17 protein-coding genes are annotated in these 17,896 nt (G+C 71.1%); all 17 read right to left on the reverse strand.

Annotated elements, in window-relative coordinates:
* Window positions 1-39: 39 nt before the first annotated feature.
* Complete coding sequence (locus tag ACYVIP_RS31715; RefSeq protein ID WP_460403035.1) at window positions 40-438, reverse strand: VOC family protein; 399 nt, start codon at window positions 436-438, stop codon at window positions 40-42.
* Window positions 439-451: 13 nt separating this feature from the next.
* Window positions 452-1,294 (reverse strand): ABC transporter permease, encoded by an 843-nt coding sequence (locus ACYVIP_RS31720; protein WP_460403037.1) that lies wholly within the window; start codon window positions 1,292-1,294, stop codon window positions 452-454.
* Window positions 1,291-2,109: an ABC transporter permease gene (locus ACYVIP_RS31725; protein ID WP_460403039.1), complete on the reverse strand. Its 819-nt coding sequence runs from the start codon at window positions 2,107-2,109 to the stop codon at window positions 1,291-1,293. The genes ACYVIP_RS31720 and ACYVIP_RS31725 overlap by 4 nt, the downstream gene beginning before the upstream one ends.
* Window positions 2,110-2,115: 6 nt before the next feature.
* On the reverse strand, window positions 2,116-3,153 hold the full coding sequence (locus ACYVIP_RS31730; RefSeq protein WP_460403041.1) for an ABC transporter substrate-binding protein: 1,038 nt from the start codon (window positions 3,151-3,153) through the stop codon (window positions 2,116-2,118).
* 13 nt (window positions 3,154-3,166) lie between these two features.
* Window positions 3,167-3,979: an ABC transporter ATP-binding protein gene (locus ACYVIP_RS31735; protein WP_460403043.1), complete on the reverse strand. Its 813-nt coding sequence runs from the start codon at window positions 3,977-3,979 to the stop codon at window positions 3,167-3,169.
* Window positions 3,980-4,203: 224 nt separating this feature from the next.
* Window positions 4,204-4,644, reverse strand: coding sequence for a GlcG/HbpS family heme-binding protein (locus ACYVIP_RS31740; RefSeq protein ID WP_460403045.1), 441 nt, complete (start codon window positions 4,642-4,644; stop codon window positions 4,204-4,206).
* Complete coding sequence (locus ACYVIP_RS31745; RefSeq protein ID WP_460403047.1) at window positions 4,641-5,306, reverse strand: GntR family transcriptional regulator; 666 nt, start codon at window positions 5,304-5,306, stop codon at window positions 4,641-4,643. The genes ACYVIP_RS31740 and ACYVIP_RS31745 overlap by 4 nt, the downstream gene beginning before the upstream one ends.
* Before the next feature lie 46 nt (window positions 5,307-5,352).
* Window positions 5,353-6,762, reverse strand: coding sequence for an MmgE/PrpD family protein (locus ACYVIP_RS31750; RefSeq protein WP_460403049.1), 1,410 nt, complete (start codon window positions 6,760-6,762; stop codon window positions 5,353-5,355).
* A complete protein-coding gene (locus tag ACYVIP_RS31755) occupies window positions 6,755-7,603 on the reverse strand; it encodes an HpcH/HpaI aldolase/citrate lyase family protein (protein ID WP_460403097.1) in 849 nt (282 codons plus the stop codon). Before ACYVIP_RS31755 ends, ACYVIP_RS31750 begins: the two co-directional genes overlap by 8 nt.
* The gene (locus ACYVIP_RS31760; protein ID WP_460403051.1) at window positions 7,603-8,070 is read right to left on the reverse strand and encodes a MaoC family dehydratase; all 468 of its coding nucleotides are present in this window, start codon (window positions 8,068-8,070) and stop codon (window positions 7,603-7,605) included. Before ACYVIP_RS31760 ends, ACYVIP_RS31755 begins: the two co-directional genes overlap by 1 nt.
* A complete protein-coding gene (locus ACYVIP_RS31765; protein WP_460403053.1) occupies window positions 8,051-8,863 on the reverse strand; it encodes an enoyl-CoA hydratase/isomerase family protein in 813 nt (270 codons plus the stop codon). Before ACYVIP_RS31765 ends, ACYVIP_RS31760 begins: the two co-directional genes overlap by 20 nt.
* A gap of 2 nt (window positions 8,864-8,865) precedes the next feature.
* Window positions 8,866-10,443, reverse strand: a complete 1,578-nt coding sequence (locus tag ACYVIP_RS31770; RefSeq protein WP_460403055.1) for an AMP-binding protein — start codon at window positions 10,441-10,443, stop codon at window positions 8,866-8,868.
* Entirely contained in the window at window positions 10,427-11,902 is a 1,476-nt protein-coding gene (locus ACYVIP_RS31775; protein ID WP_460403057.1) for an AMP-binding protein, read from the reverse strand. Before ACYVIP_RS31775 ends, ACYVIP_RS31770 begins: the two co-directional genes overlap by 17 nt.
* The gene (locus tag ACYVIP_RS31780) at window positions 11,899-13,029 is read right to left on the reverse strand and encodes a thiolase family protein (RefSeq protein ID WP_460403059.1); all 1,131 of its coding nucleotides are present in this window, start codon (window positions 13,027-13,029) and stop codon (window positions 11,899-11,901) included. Before ACYVIP_RS31780 ends, ACYVIP_RS31775 begins: the two co-directional genes overlap by 4 nt.
* Complete coding sequence (locus tag ACYVIP_RS31785) at window positions 13,026-13,388, reverse strand: Zn-ribbon domain-containing OB-fold protein (protein ID WP_460403061.1); 363 nt, start codon at window positions 13,386-13,388, stop codon at window positions 13,026-13,028. Before ACYVIP_RS31785 ends, ACYVIP_RS31780 begins: the two co-directional genes overlap by 4 nt.
* Window positions 13,389-13,596: 208 nt before the next feature.
* Entirely contained in the window at window positions 13,597-14,589 is a 993-nt protein-coding gene (locus ACYVIP_RS31790; protein ID WP_460403063.1) for a DUF3558 family protein, read from the reverse strand.
* Window positions 14,590-14,677: 88 nt separating this feature from the next.
* Window positions 14,678-17,773, reverse strand: coding sequence for an AfsR/SARP family transcriptional regulator (locus tag ACYVIP_RS31795; protein ID WP_460403065.1), 3,096 nt, complete (start codon window positions 17,771-17,773; stop codon window positions 14,678-14,680).
* Window positions 17,774-17,896: the final 123 nt, after the last annotated feature.

Genomic DNA, 17,896 nt, shown 5'->3' on the forward strand with positions numbered 1-17,896 from the left:
CCCGAATGGCCCATTCAGGGCATGGGCGACGTCGTGAGTCTAGAGGCGCTGGTTGACCTCCACGCAGTTCATCGACGGGTCGAGGAAGTAGATCTGGCGGAAGTCGCGCAGGGCCCAGTTGCCGGGGTCGGCGAAGTAGAGCCCGCGGGCGCGCAGCCGGTCCTTCACCGCGTCCAGGTCGTCGACCTCGATCGCGACATGGCCGTTCACCGTCGGGTTGACGTGCATGCCGTTGCGCTGGGCGAAGTTCGGGTCCGGCTTGGCCAGGTGCAGCTGGGCGGAGCCCTCGGTCTCGAACCAGCCGATCTTGCGGCCGGGGTCGTAGTCGGCCCGGAACGGGGGCTGGCTCGGGGTCATGCCGAGCACGTTCTCGTAGAACTCCGCCGACGTGTCGATGTCGTGGGCCGGGATGTTCATGTGGTGCATCCGCCAGGTCACGTCCGCACTCCTCTCATACGTGGGCGGACCACTGGGTCGTCCGCCGTTCGGCCATGCGCAGGAACACGTCGAGCAGTCCGGCGACCACGATGGTCACCGCGATCGCCGCGTACACACCCGCGCTCTTGAACGTGTTCGTCGACGAGGACGCGAGGTAACCGATGCCCCGCGCGCCACCGACGAACTCCGACACGATCGCCGCGCTCAGCGCCAGACCGACGCACATGCGCAACGAGCTGAGCACCCAGACGCCGATCGCGGGCAGCCGCACCGTCGTCCAGACGCGCCACCGGGACGCGCCAAGCGCCCTGGCCCACATCAGGTTCCCCTCGTCCACAGCCGACAGTCCGCCGTAGGCCGCGAAGAAGTTCACGAACACGATGACCAGCACGACCAGCGCGATGTTGGCCGCGAGGCCGAAACCGAACCACGCCACCAACAGCGGCGCGAACGCGATCCGGGGAATCGCGTTGATCATCGTCAGGAACGGGATGAAGATCCCGCCAAGCCGGGGCGACACGGTGAACAGCACCGCGAGCGCCACCCCGAGGAACAGCCCGAGAAAATAGCCGAGGAACGCGTTCATCAGGGTGAACGACGCGTTGCGCACGATCGTCCCGTCGGCGGTCCACTCGACCAGCTGCTCCCAGACCGCCTCCGGCGAGGAGAACAGGAACCGGGGGATGAGCCGCTCGTCGGACAGGTACTGCCACAACAGCAGCGGCCCGACGACCACCAGCGCCCGGCACAACCACACCATGGCGGTCACCACGCGCGCCCGGCGGCGCAGCCCGGTCAGCTCGCCGGCCGAGACGACCGGGTCGACCGGCGGCAGCTCCCGGGAAGCGGTGATCACGCGAGCTTCCATTCGGAGAACCTCCGTTCCACGATCACCAGCAGCCGATCGATCACGGCCGCCACGAGCCCGAGGGTGATGAGCGCGCCGAGCAGCCGCTCCGGTTGGTTCAGCTCGCCGGCGAGCTTGATGTTCCAGCCGATGCCCTCGCTGGCGCCGACGAACTCGCCGACCACCACGCCGAGCATCGCGAACGCGATGCCCACCCGCAGCGTCGAGATCGTCCAGGCCACCATCGCCGGCAGGTACAGACTTGTTGTCATTTGCCACCGGGAGGCGCCCATCGACTTGGTGTTGTCGATCAGCACCCGGTTGACGCTGCGCAACCCACCGGAGAAGTTGAAGAACGACGCGAAGAACACCAGCAGTGCCGCGGTGGCCACTTTGGACTCCAGGCCGAGACCGAACACCAGCACCAGCAGCGGCGCCAGCACGATCTTGGGGATGCCGTTCACCAGCGCCATGAACGGGTTGAACACCCGCCCGAGGAACGGCACGAACACGAACAGCGCGGCGACGCTCGCGCCGAGCAGGATGCCGGCCACATAGCCGAGTGCGGCCGCGGACAGGGTGAACGCGAGGTGCGGGAGGCTGGCACCCGAGCTGTGCCAGTCCCACATCCACGCGAACACCTGAGCCGGCTCCGCGAACGACCTCCTGGAGAGCAGTCCGGTCTGGACTCCCAGGTGCCACACCGCGACGAAGACGGCGAACACCACCAGCTGCCACGGCCAGTTCCTCGGCGGCCTGGCCACCTTCGGCTGGTCGTCAGCTGGATCGTCCACAGTGGGCAGCTCGTCGGTTCGCGTTGCCACGACGGCCTACCGGTAGTCGTTGTTGGCGAAGGCGGTGACGTCGATGTCGGCGTCGGCGTCCATCAGCTCACCGGCCTTGCTCGCCTCGACCACCCGCTCGACGGCCTCGCTGTCCACCGTGCCGTCGGCGGAGTAGCCGGGCAGGACCCGCTCCAGCAGCGCCAGGGTGGAGTCGCTGCGCAGGTCCTCCGGCAGCATCGCCATCACCGCCGCCGGGTCGTCCAGGTTCTCCTGGATGGCCTCCATCGCCCTGGTGTGCGCCCGGACCACCGCCTTGGCCGCCTCCGGGTAGTCCTCCAGGTAGGTCGGCAGGGCGAACAGGCCAGCGGTGGCGTACCCGCCGCCGTAGTACTTCTCGGTGACCGCCGGGTCGAAGAAGTTCAGCACCAGGTCGACCGTGCCGTCGGCGACCAGGCCCTCGGCCACGGTGCCCAGCCAGTAGTAGTCGGCCAGCTTCTGCTCCACCGCGGCCGCCGAGGAGGCGACGTGCCCGATGGGCACGAACTCCACGTCCGATGGCTGGTAGCCCCACTTCACCAGGGCCGACAGCGCGGTCAGGTGCGCGGTCGAGCCGAACCCGGGGATGCCCCACTTGCGGCCCTTCACCAGCTGCTCGGGGTCGCTGTCGGCCGTCGGCAGACCGGGGGTGGCGGTCAGCAACACCATGTCGGTGGTGAGGAACTGGGACACCTCGGTCACCTCGGCGCCCTCGGCGACGGCCGCGAGGCCGGCCGAGGACACGCTGGTCACGAAGTCGACCTCCTCGGTGGCCAGCGCCTGCACGGCCTGCACCGAGCCCTCGAGGTCGACGAACTCCGGTTTGCTGCCGACCTTCTCCAGTTCCTCGGCGAGGAAACCCTCCTGTTTGGCGACGTAGGTCGCGGCGTAGGCGATAACGCCCGCGCCGCCGATGCCGATGGTGACCGTCGGCGGGGCCTCACCGTCGCCGCTGCCGTCCGCGCTGCCGCAGGCGCTCGTCGCGGCGGCGAGGCCGACCGCGCAGACCGCGGCGACCAGCCGCCTGGTCCGGAATGGTGCTTTCATGGTCGGGTTCTCCTCATTGAGATGACACAGTGGTCTGTCGGGCTCCCCCTGCGGAGCCGGAATCCGCCTCGTAGGCGGTCATGACCTCGCTGCGAAGGTCGTTCCACAAGGCCTCGTACTGCTCCTGGAACGCGGCGTCGAACCGGATCTCGGTCAACAGCCGGGGCCGGGGCAGGGAGACCTCGTAGTCGGACTTGATCCGACCTGGTCCAGCGGTGAACACCACGACCCGGTCGGACAGGCCGAGTGCCTCCTCGAGGTCGTGGGTGACGAACAGGACCGTCGGCCTGGTCTCGTGCCACAGGTCGAGCAGCTCGTTCTCCATCAGGTTGCGGGTCTGCACGTCCAGCGCGCTGAACGGCTCGTCCATCAGCAGGACTCGCGGCTCGTAGACGAACACGGTGGCCAGCGCCACCCGCTTGCGCATGCCGCCGGAGAGTTGGTGGGGGTAGTGGTCCTCGTAGCCGCCGAGCTTGACCCGGGCGATCCAGTCGCGAGCGCGCGCCTCGGCCTCCCGCTTGGGCACGCCCCGGTAGGACAGCGGGAGCATCACATTGGACAGCACCGACCGCCACGGCAGCAACGCGTCCCGTTGGAACAGATAGCCAACACCGCGGTCCACTCCGGACACCGGCCGGCCACCGACGCGAACCTCGCCAGCGGATGGCTTGCGCAGTCCGGCGAGCGCGTTGAGCAGCGTGCTCTTCCCGCAGCCGGACGGGCCGACCACCGAGACGAACTGTCCGGCGGGGATCTCCAGGCTGATGTCCTTTGTGGCCCAACGCGCCCCGGAGCCACTGGGAAACCACTGCCCGAAGCCGGACAAACCAACCTGGCCGCGCTGTGCCGCCTCCCCGGGATTCAAAGTTGGGGTCGCGTTGGGAGCGGAAAGCGCTCGTCGGTCACGTGCTTGTGGCTGGGTTGCTTCACGTTCCCCTGAGGTGCGGCTGCGTGGCACTCGGCTCACCTGCTTTCCGCTGGATGCTGATATTTTTTATGCCTAGTCTGCGGTCACTGTTCGGCGCAAGAGCACCCCGAAGATCGGTATCGCTAGTTGACCGTGGCGAGCCAGTGTTCGATCGCGCCGCGCGCGCAGGCGAGGTCCTCGTCGGCGGACGCGCCGCTCACCCCGAGCCCGCCGACCAACAGGCCGTCGCGCACCAGCGGGCAGCCGCCGTCGATGAACAGCAGCCTGCCGTCGGCCTGGGTGATGTGGATGCCACGCTCCACACCGGACAGCAACCGGCCCATCTCGCCGGACTCCCGGCCGAAGTTGGCCGAGGTGAACGCCTTGGCCGTGGCGATCGCGTAGGTCGTCGGGTAGGAGTCGGCCTGCCGCCTGGCGGCGACCACCTGACCGGCCGGGTCGACCACGACCGCGGCGACCCGCAGGCCAGCCTGCTTGGCCAGCTCGACCGCCCTGGCCACCAGGACCGTCGCCGCCTCGTCGTCCAGGTCGGGCTCGCGCCTGCGCACGGGGGTGGTCGTCATGACGCCGCCGTGTCCCGGCCGGCGTTCTCGATTCGCCGCACCATCTGCTCTCCTGCCTGCCGAACGTGGTGTTCGGCGAGGAACCGCGCACCGGCCGCGTCGCCGCGGGCGATGGCGTTGACCAGGTCATCGTGCTCACGCAAGCTGATCTGGGCCTGTTCTGGGATCAAGGTGAAGTAGCTCGCCGGCATCGTCGATGACAGCTGGGCGATCAGCGCGATGAGCCGGTCGGAGCCGCAGTTGCGGTTGATCTCCTGGTGGAGCCGCCAGTTGTGCTCGATCAGCTTCTCCGGCGGGGTGTCCGGCCCGGTCTCGTCGACGATCGCGCGCAGGCGCGCGATCAGGTCGGCGTTGGCACGCATCGTCGTCCACTCGGCGGCCAGTCCGGACAGACCGCCGAAAACGTTGAAGTTGTCCCGAATCGTGTCCGTGGACATCCCGGTCACGGTCGCGCCGCGGCGCGGGATGATCTCGACCAGGCCCTGGTGGGACAGCTCGATCAGCGCCTCGCGCACCGGCGTGCGGCTGCTGCCGAACTGGGCCGCCAGCTCGTCGATGCCGATCTTGGAGTTGTTGGGCAGGACACCGCTGAGGATCTGGTCGCGCACCTGCTGCGCGATCCGGTCCCGCAGGGTTGCGGCGAACGAGCTCCGCTCCGGCACGTGGACCACTCCCTGTCACTGACGACAATTCGGAAAACACAGCATGCTAGCGCTCCGCTACGGCATGTCTGACCTCCTCACCGAGTTCGCGCACATCCGCCAGCTCCGGCACCCGCCGGATCGCGTCCAGCAACCGCCCGGCACCCGGCCGGGACAGGCCTGGCAGGCCGTGGGTGACGCAGTCCCACCACTTGCCTTCCTGCTGTGCGGCCGAAAGCGGGTTCTCCGGGTGACCGAGCCCGCGCTCGGCGGCGGCCTCGGCGACCCGGCCGTCGGCGAACGCCACCCGCACCCGGCCGGGTTCGATGGTGCCCAGCCGGTCGTGTGCCGGGTCGTGCTGCCAGCGCACCCGCCGCGCGGCGGCCAGCACCTCGGGATCCTCGCGGCCATCGTGCTCGAACGCGCGCAGCGGCACCCCGCCGTGCACGGTCGCCGCGGCCAGCACGAACGGCAGATGGCACAGCGCGTCGATGTGGTTGGCCGGCCACGGCTTGCCCTCGCACAGCCGCAGGTTCCCGGTGCCGACGAACGCGGTCACCTCGGTCACCTCGGCGCCGGCGTACTCCGGCCGGCCGAGCACGTCGAGGTAGGCGGTCAGGGTGGCGTGGGTGTGCCGGCAGCTCGGCCACGGCTTGAGCGAGACCTCCGCGCCCGCCCAGCGCGTGCCGAGCCCGTCGGTCAGCCGCGCGGGGGAGTAGCGCCCGTTGAAGTACGCGCCGTAGAGGCCGTACGGGCCGTCGAAGACCCGGTCGTCACCGCGCACCCCCGCCTGCGCCAGCCGGGCCGCGACCACCGCGTCCTTGTAGGCCAACCCGTCGCGGATCGAGCGGACCATCGACTTGTGCCCGCTCACCGACTCCAGCGTGCCGGCCGCCTGCGGCAGCGCGAGCCCGAGCGCGGCGTGCATCTGCTCGGCGTCCAGGCCGAGCACCACGCCGGCGGCCGCGGTGGCGCCGAAGATCCCGACGACCGGCGCGCGCACCCACGGGAAGTCCCACAGGCCACCGTCGATCGCGCCGGCGAGCCGGCAGGTGAGGTCGTTGCCGGCGACCACCGCGCGGGTCAGCAGCTCGCCGCTGACCCCGCCGTCGGCCTCGGCCACCGCGAGCGCCGCGCTCAGCGACGCGCCGGTCGGGTGGCACACGGCCGTGTCGTGGGTGTCGTCGAAGTCGTACTGGTGCACCATCGCGGCGTTGGCGAACGCGGCCGAGTGGTCGGGCAGCAGCTCGCCGGTGCCCCACACGGTGGCCTGCGGCGACCCGCCCCAGGCGCGCACGACCGCCAGCACGCGCCGGATCACGTCGGTGTCGGCACCGGCGGTGAGCACGGAGAACGTGTCCACCATGCCGGTGGTCGCGGCGGCCACCGCCTCGGCCGGCAGGCTGATCTCGCGTACCGCGGCCAGATGCTCGGCGATCGCCAGCGCGGTGTTCGTTTCCGTTGCCGTGTCAGTCATCGTCGCGCACTCCCGCCGCGGTTGCCCTGGCCAGCACGAGTCGCGCGCTGCGCAGGTGGGGTTGGTCGACCATCGCGCCGTTGACCCGGTAGGCCCCGCCCTCGCGGCCGGCGAACGCGCGGACCACGTCCTCGGCGGCCGCGATCTCGTTGTCGGTCGGCAGGAAGCCGGCGTTCACCAGCGGCACGTGGCTGGGGTGGATGACCTGCTTGCCGGCGAAGCCGGTCAGGTACGCGGCCCGGCTGTCCGCCTCGACCGCGTCCAGGTCGTGGATGTCCAGGCACGGGGTGTCCACCGGCGCGACCCCGGCGGCCGCGCAGTGCACCAGGAACAGCGACCGCACCATGCCGAACACCTCGAGCAGCGCACCGCCGTCGGCGCGCACGGACCGCGCGCCGAGATCGGCCTGCAGGTCCTCCGAACCCCAGAACGCGGTGCGCACGGTCGGCGCGGCGACCAGGGTCTCGGCCATGGCGAGCACGCTGGCGGCGTTCTCGGTGACGATCGGTGCCAGGTCGAGCGCACCGGTCCGCTCGTGCACCGCGGCGACCTGGTCGGGCCGGGAAACCTTGGGGATCACCACCCCGGCCGCGCCGGCGACCGCGTCCAGGTCGGCCTGCCAGCCGGTGTCCGGCTCGACCGCGTTGATCCGCACCCAGTAGGCGGTCCGGCCGGCCGGGGCGGCCAGCTCGGCGGCGACCAACTCGCGGGCGATCTCCTTGCGGTCGTGCGGGGTGCCGTCCTCGAGGTCGAGGATCACCGCGTCCGCGCCGAGATCGCGGGCCTTGCCGAGCTTGCGCTCGTCGTGGGCCGGCACGTAGAGCCAGGACCGGGGCGGCATCACGAGGCGGCCGCCGCGCGCAGCATCATGCCGGCCCGCCGGCAGGTGATCAGCAGCTCGCCGCGCTGGTTGCGGGCGCGGTGTTCGAACTCGACGATCCCCCGGTCCGGTTTGGACTTCGACGCCCGCACGTCGAGCACCTCGGTCTCCGCGGTCAGCGTGTCCCCGGCGAACACCGGGTGGTGGTAGGTGATGTCGCTGAAGCCGAGGTTGCCAAGCGTGGTGCCCAGCGTGGTGTCGTGCACGGTGAGGCCCATCATCAGCGCGAGGGTGAACATGCCGTTGACGACCGGCCGCCCGTGCTCGGTGGTGGCCGCGAACTCGGCGTCCAGGTGCAGTGGCTGCGGGTTCATCGTCATCGTCGAGAAGAACACGTTGTCCGCCTCGGTGACCGTCCTCGACGGCACGTGCACGAACACGTCGCCCGGCCGGAATTCCTCGAAGTACTTACCTGGCACCGTCGTCACCCACCTTTCCGTCCGGTGTGGACGGCCGGAGGAAGGTGTCCAGCGCCGCGCGCTGGTCGCGGGTGCCGAACAGGTAGGACTGGCCGAGCAGCTCGTTGAGCAGGACCTCCTCCATGGACTGTTCGGTCGCCCGGTTGAGCACCATCTTGGTCAGCGCCAACGTGTGCCGCGGTTTGCTCGCCAGGTCGGCGGCCAGCCGCATGGTCTCCTGGTACAGCTCGGCGTGCGGCACGACCCGCGACACCAGGCCGAGCTCGGCCAGCTCGGCCGCCGCGATCAGCTCGCCGCTGAAGCACAGCTCCTTGGCCTTGCGCAGGCCGACCAGGCGGGGCAACAGGTACAGCCCGCCGAGGTCGGGCAGCAGGCCGACGCGGATGAACGTCTCGCCGAACCGCGCCCGGTCCGAGGCGATCGCCAGATCGGTGGCCAGCACCAGGTTCGCGCCGCCGCCGGCCGCGGTGCCGTTCACCGCGGCGATCGTCGGCTGCGGCAACGACCAGAGGCCCTGGAACCAGCGGTGGCTGCGCAGCCGCATCAGGTCGTGCAGATCCTCCGCGTGGGTGCCGTCGAAGTCGTTGACGTCACCGCCGGCGCAGAACGCGTCCCCGGCGCCGGTGATCACCACGACCCGCACCTGCTCCACCGCGTTGCGCAGGTGGTCGAAGCAGGCCACCAGCTCGTCGCGCATGGTCAGGTTCATCACGTTGAGCCGGTCGGGCCGGTTGAGCGTGACGGTCGCGATCGAGTCGGTGATGTCCAGCTCGATCGTCTCCCACGCCAGCGGGATCCCCATGCCTACCGTCCTTTCCGGACATCGGAGCGGCGCACCTTGCCGGTTGTGGTGCGTGGTAACGCGTCCAGGAACTCGACGACCCTCGGCACCTCGTAGGTCGCCAACCGGCCGCGCACCCGGTCACGTAGTTCACCGGCCAACGCCTCGTCGGGCGCGACCCCCGGCACCGGCACGACCAGGGCGCACACGACCTGTCCGCGTTCGGCGTCGTCCCGGCCGACCACGGCGACCTCGGCCACCCGGGGGTCGCCCGCGATGCAGCTCTCGATCTCGACCGGGCCGATCCGGTAGCCGCTGGAGAGGATCAGGTCGTCGGCCCTCGCGGTGAACCAGAAGTAGCCGTCGGCGTCCCGGCGGCCGAGGTCGCCGGTGCGCAGCCAGCCGTCGACGATCTTCGCCGCGGTGTCCTCGGCGCGCCGCCAGTAGCCGAGCATGACCGCCGGGCTGTCCGCGCGGACCGCGATCTCCCCCAGTTCGTCCGGCGCGCACGCCGCGCCGGTCTCCTGGTCCAGTACCGCGACCTCGGCGCCGGGATAGGCGACCCCGAGCGCGCCTGGCCGCTGCGGCACGACCGCGTGCGAGTTGCCGACCACACAGGACGCCTCGGTCTGGCCGAACACGACGTTCGGGGTGGCGCCGAGCTCCTCGGTCGCCCAGGCGACGATGTCCTCGTCCACCGGCTCGCCGCCGGTCATGATGCTGCGCATGGCGGTCGGCCGCTGACCTCGGCGCAGCAGCCGCAGCGCGGTGGCCGGCAGGAAGGCGTTGCGGATGCCGTGCCGGGCGACGAGGTCGAACACCTCGTCCGGGTCGAACCTTCGGGCCCGGTGGGCCACGATCGGCACGCCCGCGTGCCAGGCCGACAGCAGGCAGTCGATCAGCCCGCCCGCCCACGCCCAGTCCGCCGGGCTCCACAGCAGATCGCCGGCGTGCGGGAAACCGTCGTGGGCCAACGAGATCGGCGCGGCGTGCGCGGCGACCACCCGGTGGGCGTGCACCACGCCCTTCGGCGTGCCGGTGGTGCCGGAGGTGTAGACGATGACCGCCGGGGTCATGGCGTCGATGGGCGCGCGCGGTGTGCTGGTGGACCCGGTGGTGGTCATCGCGGTGAACTCGGGGGTGCCGGTGCGGATCCAGTCCGCCGCGCCGGCGAGGCCACCCGGCTCGACGATCTCGGCGAAGTGCTCGGCGGTGGTGAGCGCGATGGTGGCGCCGCTGTCGGTGAGCCGCTGGGTGATGGCCTCCTCGCGGTGCATCAGGCTGATCGGCACCGCGATCGCGCCCAGCCGGTAGACCGCCAGGTGCGCGAGCGCGGCGTCCGCGCTCTGCGGCAACGCGATCGCGACCCGGTCGCCGAACCGCACGCCCCGGGCGGCCAGGGCGTTGGCCAGCCTGCTGGAGGCGTCGCGGACCTGGGCGAAGGTCCACCAGCGCTGCTCGCCCGCGCTGAGGTCCAGCAGGGCGCGCCGGCCGGGGTCGGCCGCCCAGCGGTCGCAGGCCGCGGTCGCGATGGTGTAGCCGGGTGGGATGGGGGTGTCGACGGCCAATGGCCATCGCGTTCGTTCAGATGACACGGTCACGACCACTCCAGTAGCGGTTCCGCAGCTCGCGCTTGAGAACCTTGCCGTACGGGCTCTTCGGCAGCTGCGCGAGCCACTCGATGTCGCGGGGGATCTTGTAGCCGGACAGGCGTTCCCGGCAGAGCTGTTCGACCTCTGTGGACAGTGCGTCGTGGTCGTGGCCGTCCTCGGCGACGAGCACCGCGACCACCCGCTCGCCCCACTCCGCGTCCGGTGCGCCGACCACCGCGACCTCGCGGACACCGCGGTGGGTGAGGATGACCTCCTCGACCTCGCGCGGATAGATGTTCGCGCCGCCGCTGATGATCACGTCCTTGTCCCGGTCGAGCAGCCGGACCGCGCCGTCGGCCTCGATCCGGCCGATGTCGCCGGTGCGCAGCCATCCGTCCACAATGGACGCCTTGGTGGCCTCGCTGTTGTTCCAGTAGCCGGTCATCACCACGTCGCCGCGGACGACGATCTCGCCGTCGCCGGTGCCGGCGATGGTGTCGCCGGTGCGGACCCCGATCTCGACACTGGTGTAGGCGAAGCCGACGGTGCCCCGGCGGGTCTCGGTGTGCTCGGTGCCGGGCAGCGTGGTGATGGTGACCGGCGCCTCGGCCTGGCCGTAGATCTGGGCGAACACCGGGCCGAAGACCTCGATGGCGCTGGCGATGTCGGTCGGGTACATGGGCGCGCCGCCGTAGACGACGTTGACCAGCGACCCGACGTCGCGCCGGTCGGCGCGCTGCGCGCGCACCAGCCGGTTGACCATGGTCGGGGCGAGGAAGGCGATGTCGGTGACCCGTTCGGTCTCCACCAGCCCGAGCACCTCGGCCGGGTCGTAGCTGCGGGAGGTGGTGATCAGCTGGGTGGCGCCCTTGGCGAAGGCGGGCAGCGCGTAGAGGCCGGAGCCGTGGGTGAGCGGCGCGGCGTGCAGCACGATCGCGGCGCCGTCCAGGTGGCGGACGTCGGTCAGGTAGGCGGCCACCATGGCGAACAGGTTGGCGTGGCTGAGTACCGCGCCCTTGGGCCGGCCGGTGGTGCCCGAGGTGTAGAAGATCCACGCCGGGTCGCCGTGGCCGCTTTCGTGCTGGGGGAGCGGTTCGGCGTCCACTGGCTGTCCATTGAGGATGGTGCCGGCGATGTGTTCGGTGTACTCCTCGGTGAGCAGCCAGGCGGCGGCGCCGGAGTCCTCGGCGAGCACGCCGACCTCGTGCTGGGTGCTGCGGGCGTTCACCGGGACCGCGGCGAACCCACCGTGGAAGCAGGCGAGCAGCGACTCCAGCAGCGGGATCCCGTTGTGCTGCAGGATGCCGACCCGGTCGCCTGGTCGCACGCCCTTGGCGTGCAGCAGTCCGGCGAGCCGGGCGACCCGGTCGGACAGCTCGGCATAGGTCACCGCGTGCTCGCCGTGCACGAGCGCGCGGCGCTCGCCGGCGCGGCGGGCGTTGCGGTGCAGGAGGGTCGCGAGGTTCACCGGTCGCCCCCGGTGAGCACGAGCACCACGCAGGCGTTGCCGTCGATGCCGGACACGCCGCCGCCCATGGTCTCCACCACGCCGGTGCTGGCGTGCCCTGCCTGCCGGTCGCCCGCCTCGTGCCGCAGCTGGGTGACCACCTCGTGCACCTGGGCCAGGCCGGTGGCGCCGAGCGGGTGGCCGCGGCCGAGCAGTCCGCCGGACGGGTTGACCGGGACCTTGCCGGCCACGGCGGTCACCCCGTCGCGCAGCAGCCGGTAGCCCTCGCCGGGTTCGGCGAGCCCGAGCGACTCGTAGGTGACCACCTCGCCAATGGTGAACGCGTCGTGGCACTCGACCAGGTCGATGTCCCTCGGTGTGATCCCGGCCTGCCGATAGGCCGCCAGCGCGGTGTCCCGGACGACCTCGAAGCCCCACACGTGTGCGGAGCCGGCGTCCCACGGCCCGCCGGAGCGCAGTTCGCTGGCCGCGATCGTCACGTCCCGGTCATGTCCTCTGTGGACACCGACGACCGCGGCCGCGGCGCCGTCGGAGATCGGCGAGCACTGGTGCAGGGTCAGCGGCTCGGCGATCATCCTGGCGTCGAGCACCTCGGCGGTGGACAGCCGGGCGCCGAACTCGGCCAGGGGGTTGTGCAGGGCGTTGCCGTGGTTCTTCACCGCGATCGCGGCGAGGTCCTCCGCGGTGAGCCCGGTGGTCTCCAGGTAGCGAGTGGCGGCCATGGCGTACATGGCGGGCAGCAGCAGCCCGGCGCGGCCGTGCGGGTCCCTCGGCTCCGGTGGCAGTGGGCCGCGCGGCAGGCGGGACATGTGCTCGACGCCGAGGGCCAGCGCGCTCCGGTAGCGCCCGGCGGCGACCGCGGCGGCGGCCTCGTGCAGCGCGGTGGTCGCGCTGGCGCAGGCGTTCTCCACCCGGACGATCGGCACGCCGTGCAGGCCGAGCCGGTGGGTGGCGCGCTGGGCGACGCCCATCTCACCGAACACCGAGCCGACGTACACCGCGTCCACCCGGTCCAGTTCGGCGTCGGTGAGCGCCTCGAGTGCCGCGTCCGCGGCGAGACCGGCGACCTCGGCGTCCGGCTGACGCCCGAACCAGCTGCTGCCGACTCCGTATATCTGCACGTTCATACGCCGGCCTCCAGGTCACCGGAAGGGGTGGTGCCCAGCACGCGCACCCGGGTGCCGACCACGTGCGGCGTGTGCTCGGTGAGCCGGGTCAGCACCCGGGGACCGGCATCCAGGTCGACGTAGGCGAACGCCGTGCCCCGGTCCGCGCCGATCCCGGTGACCGTCCAGGACCAGATGATGCCGTTGGGGGACAACGAGGTTGGCTCGGTCGAGCCGGCGCAGCCCGCGCACCGAACCGATGGTTCCACAGTGGACAGGCCACAGTCGGCGCACCGCCAACCGCTGACCTCCAGAGCTGCACCGGCCCCGCGCACTGTCGGTCGCGGGTCGGGTTCGACTACGGCTGGCTGCACGTCCATGACACCTCCAGTGGCGTGAAATATATTAGAACCCTCCACAAAGAACAAGACCCAGTCCAGTCACCCCCCACGCAAGTGCAGCGAAGGAGCCCTTCACTGCACTGACCGCAGCGAAGGGACCCTTCACTGCGGTCGGGCAGGCCGGGTCGGGGTGCGGGATGACGACGGAGGGGGGTGGTGGCTGATATACAAAATGTGGGAGGGGTGTCTACGTGACGATCAGGGGGAGCTTTGGCTCGATGTCGGCGGCCAGGTCCTCGGCGGTCCCGCAGGCCGGTTCGAGGCTGTCGCCGCCCAGCGCCCAGCTGCTGATCTCCACCGACGTCGCCGTGGTCACCTCGAGCCGGTAGTCGCACATGCTGATCGAGCCGGCGCCCGAACCGGTGGACTCCCGTGTCTCGTAGGCGGTGCGCTCGTTCACCACGCGCGTGGCCGGCTGCTCGTCGTCCGGACCCCTGGCCCCGGACGTCCAGAGCTGCACGCTCACGAAGCTCAGCTCGCCGTCGCGGGTGCCCGGGGCGTGGTACCGGCAGGAGCGCACGACCGTCGTGGCGGGCGAGCCGGCGTCCAGCCGCAGGTCCGCCCGCAGGTCCGCGCTGATCAGCGCGCACGGGTCGAGCACGAGGATGTCCACCGGACGGTCGTGGTCGGCGCGCGCGGGCGCCGGATCGGCGACCGGCAGCTTCGCGGAGATCAGCCGCGCCAGGTCGGGGTGCACGCAGTCGGGCGCCTGGCCGTCCATCCTCGGCGCGACCTCCACCGACGAGGTGGCGTTCACGTGGAGCAACAACCGGCAGCCGATGGGATCAGCCGGACCGACCCGGTACACCTCCCGGCCCTCCACCGTCGTCCGGTCGAGCTCGGCGCCGCGTTCCCGCTGATAGGTCTCGGCCACGCGTTTCGCATCGGCCACCCGGTTGGCCGCCTGACTGTCCCGGACGGTGATCTCCAGGGTGTTGATCCACGCCTCGCGCGGCTTGTCCTCGAGGTCGGTCGCGATGAACGAGCACGACCGCCGATGCCCCTCGTCCGCACCGCCCTGCGCCCGCAGCCGCAGGCCAACCCGTTCCCGCTGGGTGAGCAGCGCACACGGGTCGAGTTCGGCCACACTCGCCGGCACAGGCGGCGTGGCCGGCTCGTCGTCGGCGCACCCGGCCAGAAACAGCCAGCCGACCACCAGCACACCGACCCATCGCCTCATCAGCTCACCGTTCCCAGTCCGTTGGGCGCTCATGATCGCATCTGCTGGGGCCGCGTCCTACCGAAACGTTCCGGCACGTCGACCTGGCTCAGGACCGCGGATCGACCAGTCGCGCGAGTTCCTCGGCCCGAGTCGTGTCGCCCAACTCCAGCAGGATCGCCCGCGCCTCCTCGAACGCCGCCCGCGCGGCGGCGGCATCCGTTTCGGCATAGGCCCTTCCCAGGTTGGTCAACGCGTCTGCCTGGTAGGAGTACCAGCCACGAGTTCGCCACAGCGCGACGGACTCCTCCAGGTGCGGTATGGCCAGGGCCGGTCGCCCGGCGGCCAGTTCGATCTCGCCGATCAGCCCGAGTGCTTCGGCGAGGTGATGGCTCATGTCGTACTCGCGACTGAGCCGGAGCGCGTGGTCGGCGGTGTCGCGCGCGTCCGGATCGGCGCGCTGGAAGTGCAGGCGTGCCAGGGCGAGCAGGGTCAGCACCTCGGTGTAGTTGTCCCGATAGGACCGGGAGATCGCCAACGACCGCGCCAACATCCGCTGGCTGGTGTCGAGGTCGCCCACCGCACGATGACCGATACCGGCGAACTGCAACGCGGTTGCCTCGCACCGGGCGTTGCCGAGCGTGCGGGAGTGGTCAAGGGCGTTGTGCGCGTGGGTGATGGCGATGGCGACCTCGCGTCTCTCGAAGTGGGCGAGGGCGAGTTCGGCGCGGACCCGGCCGCCGAGGTGGTTGGACCGCTCGGCCAGGTGCAGCGCGCTGGTCGCCGCGTCGATGGCCTCGGCATGGGCGCCGGCGGCGGTGAGGGACCACGAGCACATCACGGTGGCGTCGGACATGCCCGGTTCGTGGCCGAGCTCGGTGAACATGGCCAGCAGCCGCGTGGCCTCGGCGTGCTGGCGGGCCATCGCCTCGCCGTCGCGGCCGCCGGTGATCCAGGTCGTCACGTCGATCAACCCGCGGAGCATGACCGCCTCGCCGAGCAGGTTGCCCGTTGCGCGGCACACCGCGATCACCTCGGTGTTGATGACGAACCAGTCGGCGTACATGCCGCGCAGGTCGAAGTACTTCTCCAGGCAGCCGGCCAGGTCGAAGGCCAGCTCGTCCAGGTCGAGCCGGCAGGCCTGCCGCACCGCGGCCAGGAGCGCGGCGTGCTCGGCGTCGAACCAGTTCTCCGCCCACTCGCCGCGGAAGCCGCGCAGGATGTGCTCGCTCGGCGGTCGCGGGGCCTGGCCGCTGACCGAGGCATGGGCCGGGCCGGGGATCTTCGTGGCCATGCGCTCGGCCAGGGCGAGCCAGCCGCCGAGGCCCAGGCCGAGCGCCCGCGCCCGGCTGTCGGCGGACTCCTCGTCGAGGGCACGTTCGGCGGCGAAGAGCCGGACGAGGTCGTGGCAGCGGTAGCGGTACTGGCCAGCGGGATCGGGTCCGGAGACGGTGAGCAACTGTGCGTCCACCAGCGCTTCGGCGTGCTCCCCGCCCTCGTCGAGGGAGCACTCGAGGACGGTCGCCGCCAGCCAGCCGGGGAAGTCGGGGACGGCGAACAGGCCGAGGAGCCGGAACAGTCTCCTCGGCGCTTCGGCGAGTCCCCGATAGCTCAACATGAGCGATGCCCGAACCGCGAGATCGCCGATGGCGAGCTGGTCCAGCCGGTGGTGCTCGTCGCGGAGCCGGCCGGCCAGATGCGCCACCTGCCACATCGGTCTCGCGGCCAGCCGGGCACCCGCGATCCGGATGCCGAGTGGCAGACCGCCGCACAGGTCGATGAGTTCCACGGCCGCCGCCCGCTCGTTCCCGACGCGTTCGTCGCCGGTGATGCGGGCGAGCAACCGCACCCCGTCGTCGGCGTGAAACACGTCCAGGTCGATCCGTTGCGCGCCTTCGATCCCCGTCAGGCGGACTCGACTGGTGATCAGGACGGCACAGGTGGCGGCACCGGGCAGCAGCGGCCTGATCTGCTCCTCGGAGGCGGCGTTGTCGAGTACCACCAGTACCCGGCGACCGGCGAGCAGCGTGCGGTAGGCCTCGGCGCGTTCGACCGGTTCGGCGGGAATCGCCCGGTCGGGCATACCGAGGGCACGCAGGAACCGGGCGAGTACGTCGCCGGGGCGCAACGGCGTCGAACCGGCGCCGTGCAGGTTGACCCACAGTTGTCCGTCCGAATAGGTCCTGGCCACCAGATGCGCGACATGGAGGGCGAGTGCGGTCTTGCCGATGCCACCCATGCCGACGATGTTGGACACCAGCGCCGAACCGGTGTTGTCCGCGGCCCACCCCGTGGCCAGATGTGCGCGCACGGCGTCGACCTCGTCGGTGCGCCCGGTGAAGTCGGCGACGGTCAACGGGAGCAGTGCGGGCGCGGACCACACCCTGCCCAGTGCCCCCGACTTCTGGCCGAGGGACTCGGCCGGCGGGCGTGCCGGCCGCGGCGGATCGAGCGCCGGGTCGAGTGCCGCGTCGTTGTCGAGGATTCGTTTGTGCAACCGGCGCAGCGCCGGGTTGGGATCCACGCCGAGTTCCTCGACCAGTCGAGCCCTCGTTCGGTCGTAGCAGGCCAGGGCCTCGGCCGGCCGGCCGTCGCGGTACAGGGCGAGCATCAACTGCCCGACCAACCGCTCGTTGAGCGGATCGGTCTGGGCCCTGGCGGCGAGTCCGGCGAGCACGTCGCCGTGTCGGCCATGGCGCAGTTGAAAGTCGATCAGATCGAGTTCGACGGCCGCCCGCTCCCGCAGCAGGGCTTCCCGCTGGGTGTTGAACCACGGGTTGTCCGCGGCCGCGAACGGCTCGCCACGCCAGAGCGAGAGCGCCTGTTTGAGCAGGCCGGCGGCCTGGGCGGGGGCGTCGTTGGCCCTGGCGACCGCCACGAACTGGCGGAACCGGTGCAGGTCCACCACCGCGGGATCGACCGTCGCGACGTAGCCGCCAGGCTGGCGCTGGATACACGGTTTGTCCTGGACAAGCCGCAATGACTGCCGGAGCCGGGAGATGTAGCTGTAGAGCGTGGTGTGGGCCCGATGTGGTGGATCGGCGCCCCATACCCGGTCGACCAGCGAGGCAACGGACACCACCCGCTCGGCATCCACCAGTAACGCGGCGAGCACCCACCGCTGTCGCGCGTGACCAAGGCTGACGAACTGACCGTCGACGTGCGCGTCGATCGAGCCGAGGAGGCTGAACTCCACCGCGTTCACGCTCGCATCTCCGAGATCACCTTGGCTTTTCCAGATCGAAGACCAGCGGTGATTCCCGGCGATTGTAACCCAGTGCGCCCGTTGTTCCGTGAATCCATGCGAGCAGTCCGCCGAGGCCCCCGG

It is taken from the genome of Actinophytocola sediminis, assembly GCF_054779715.1.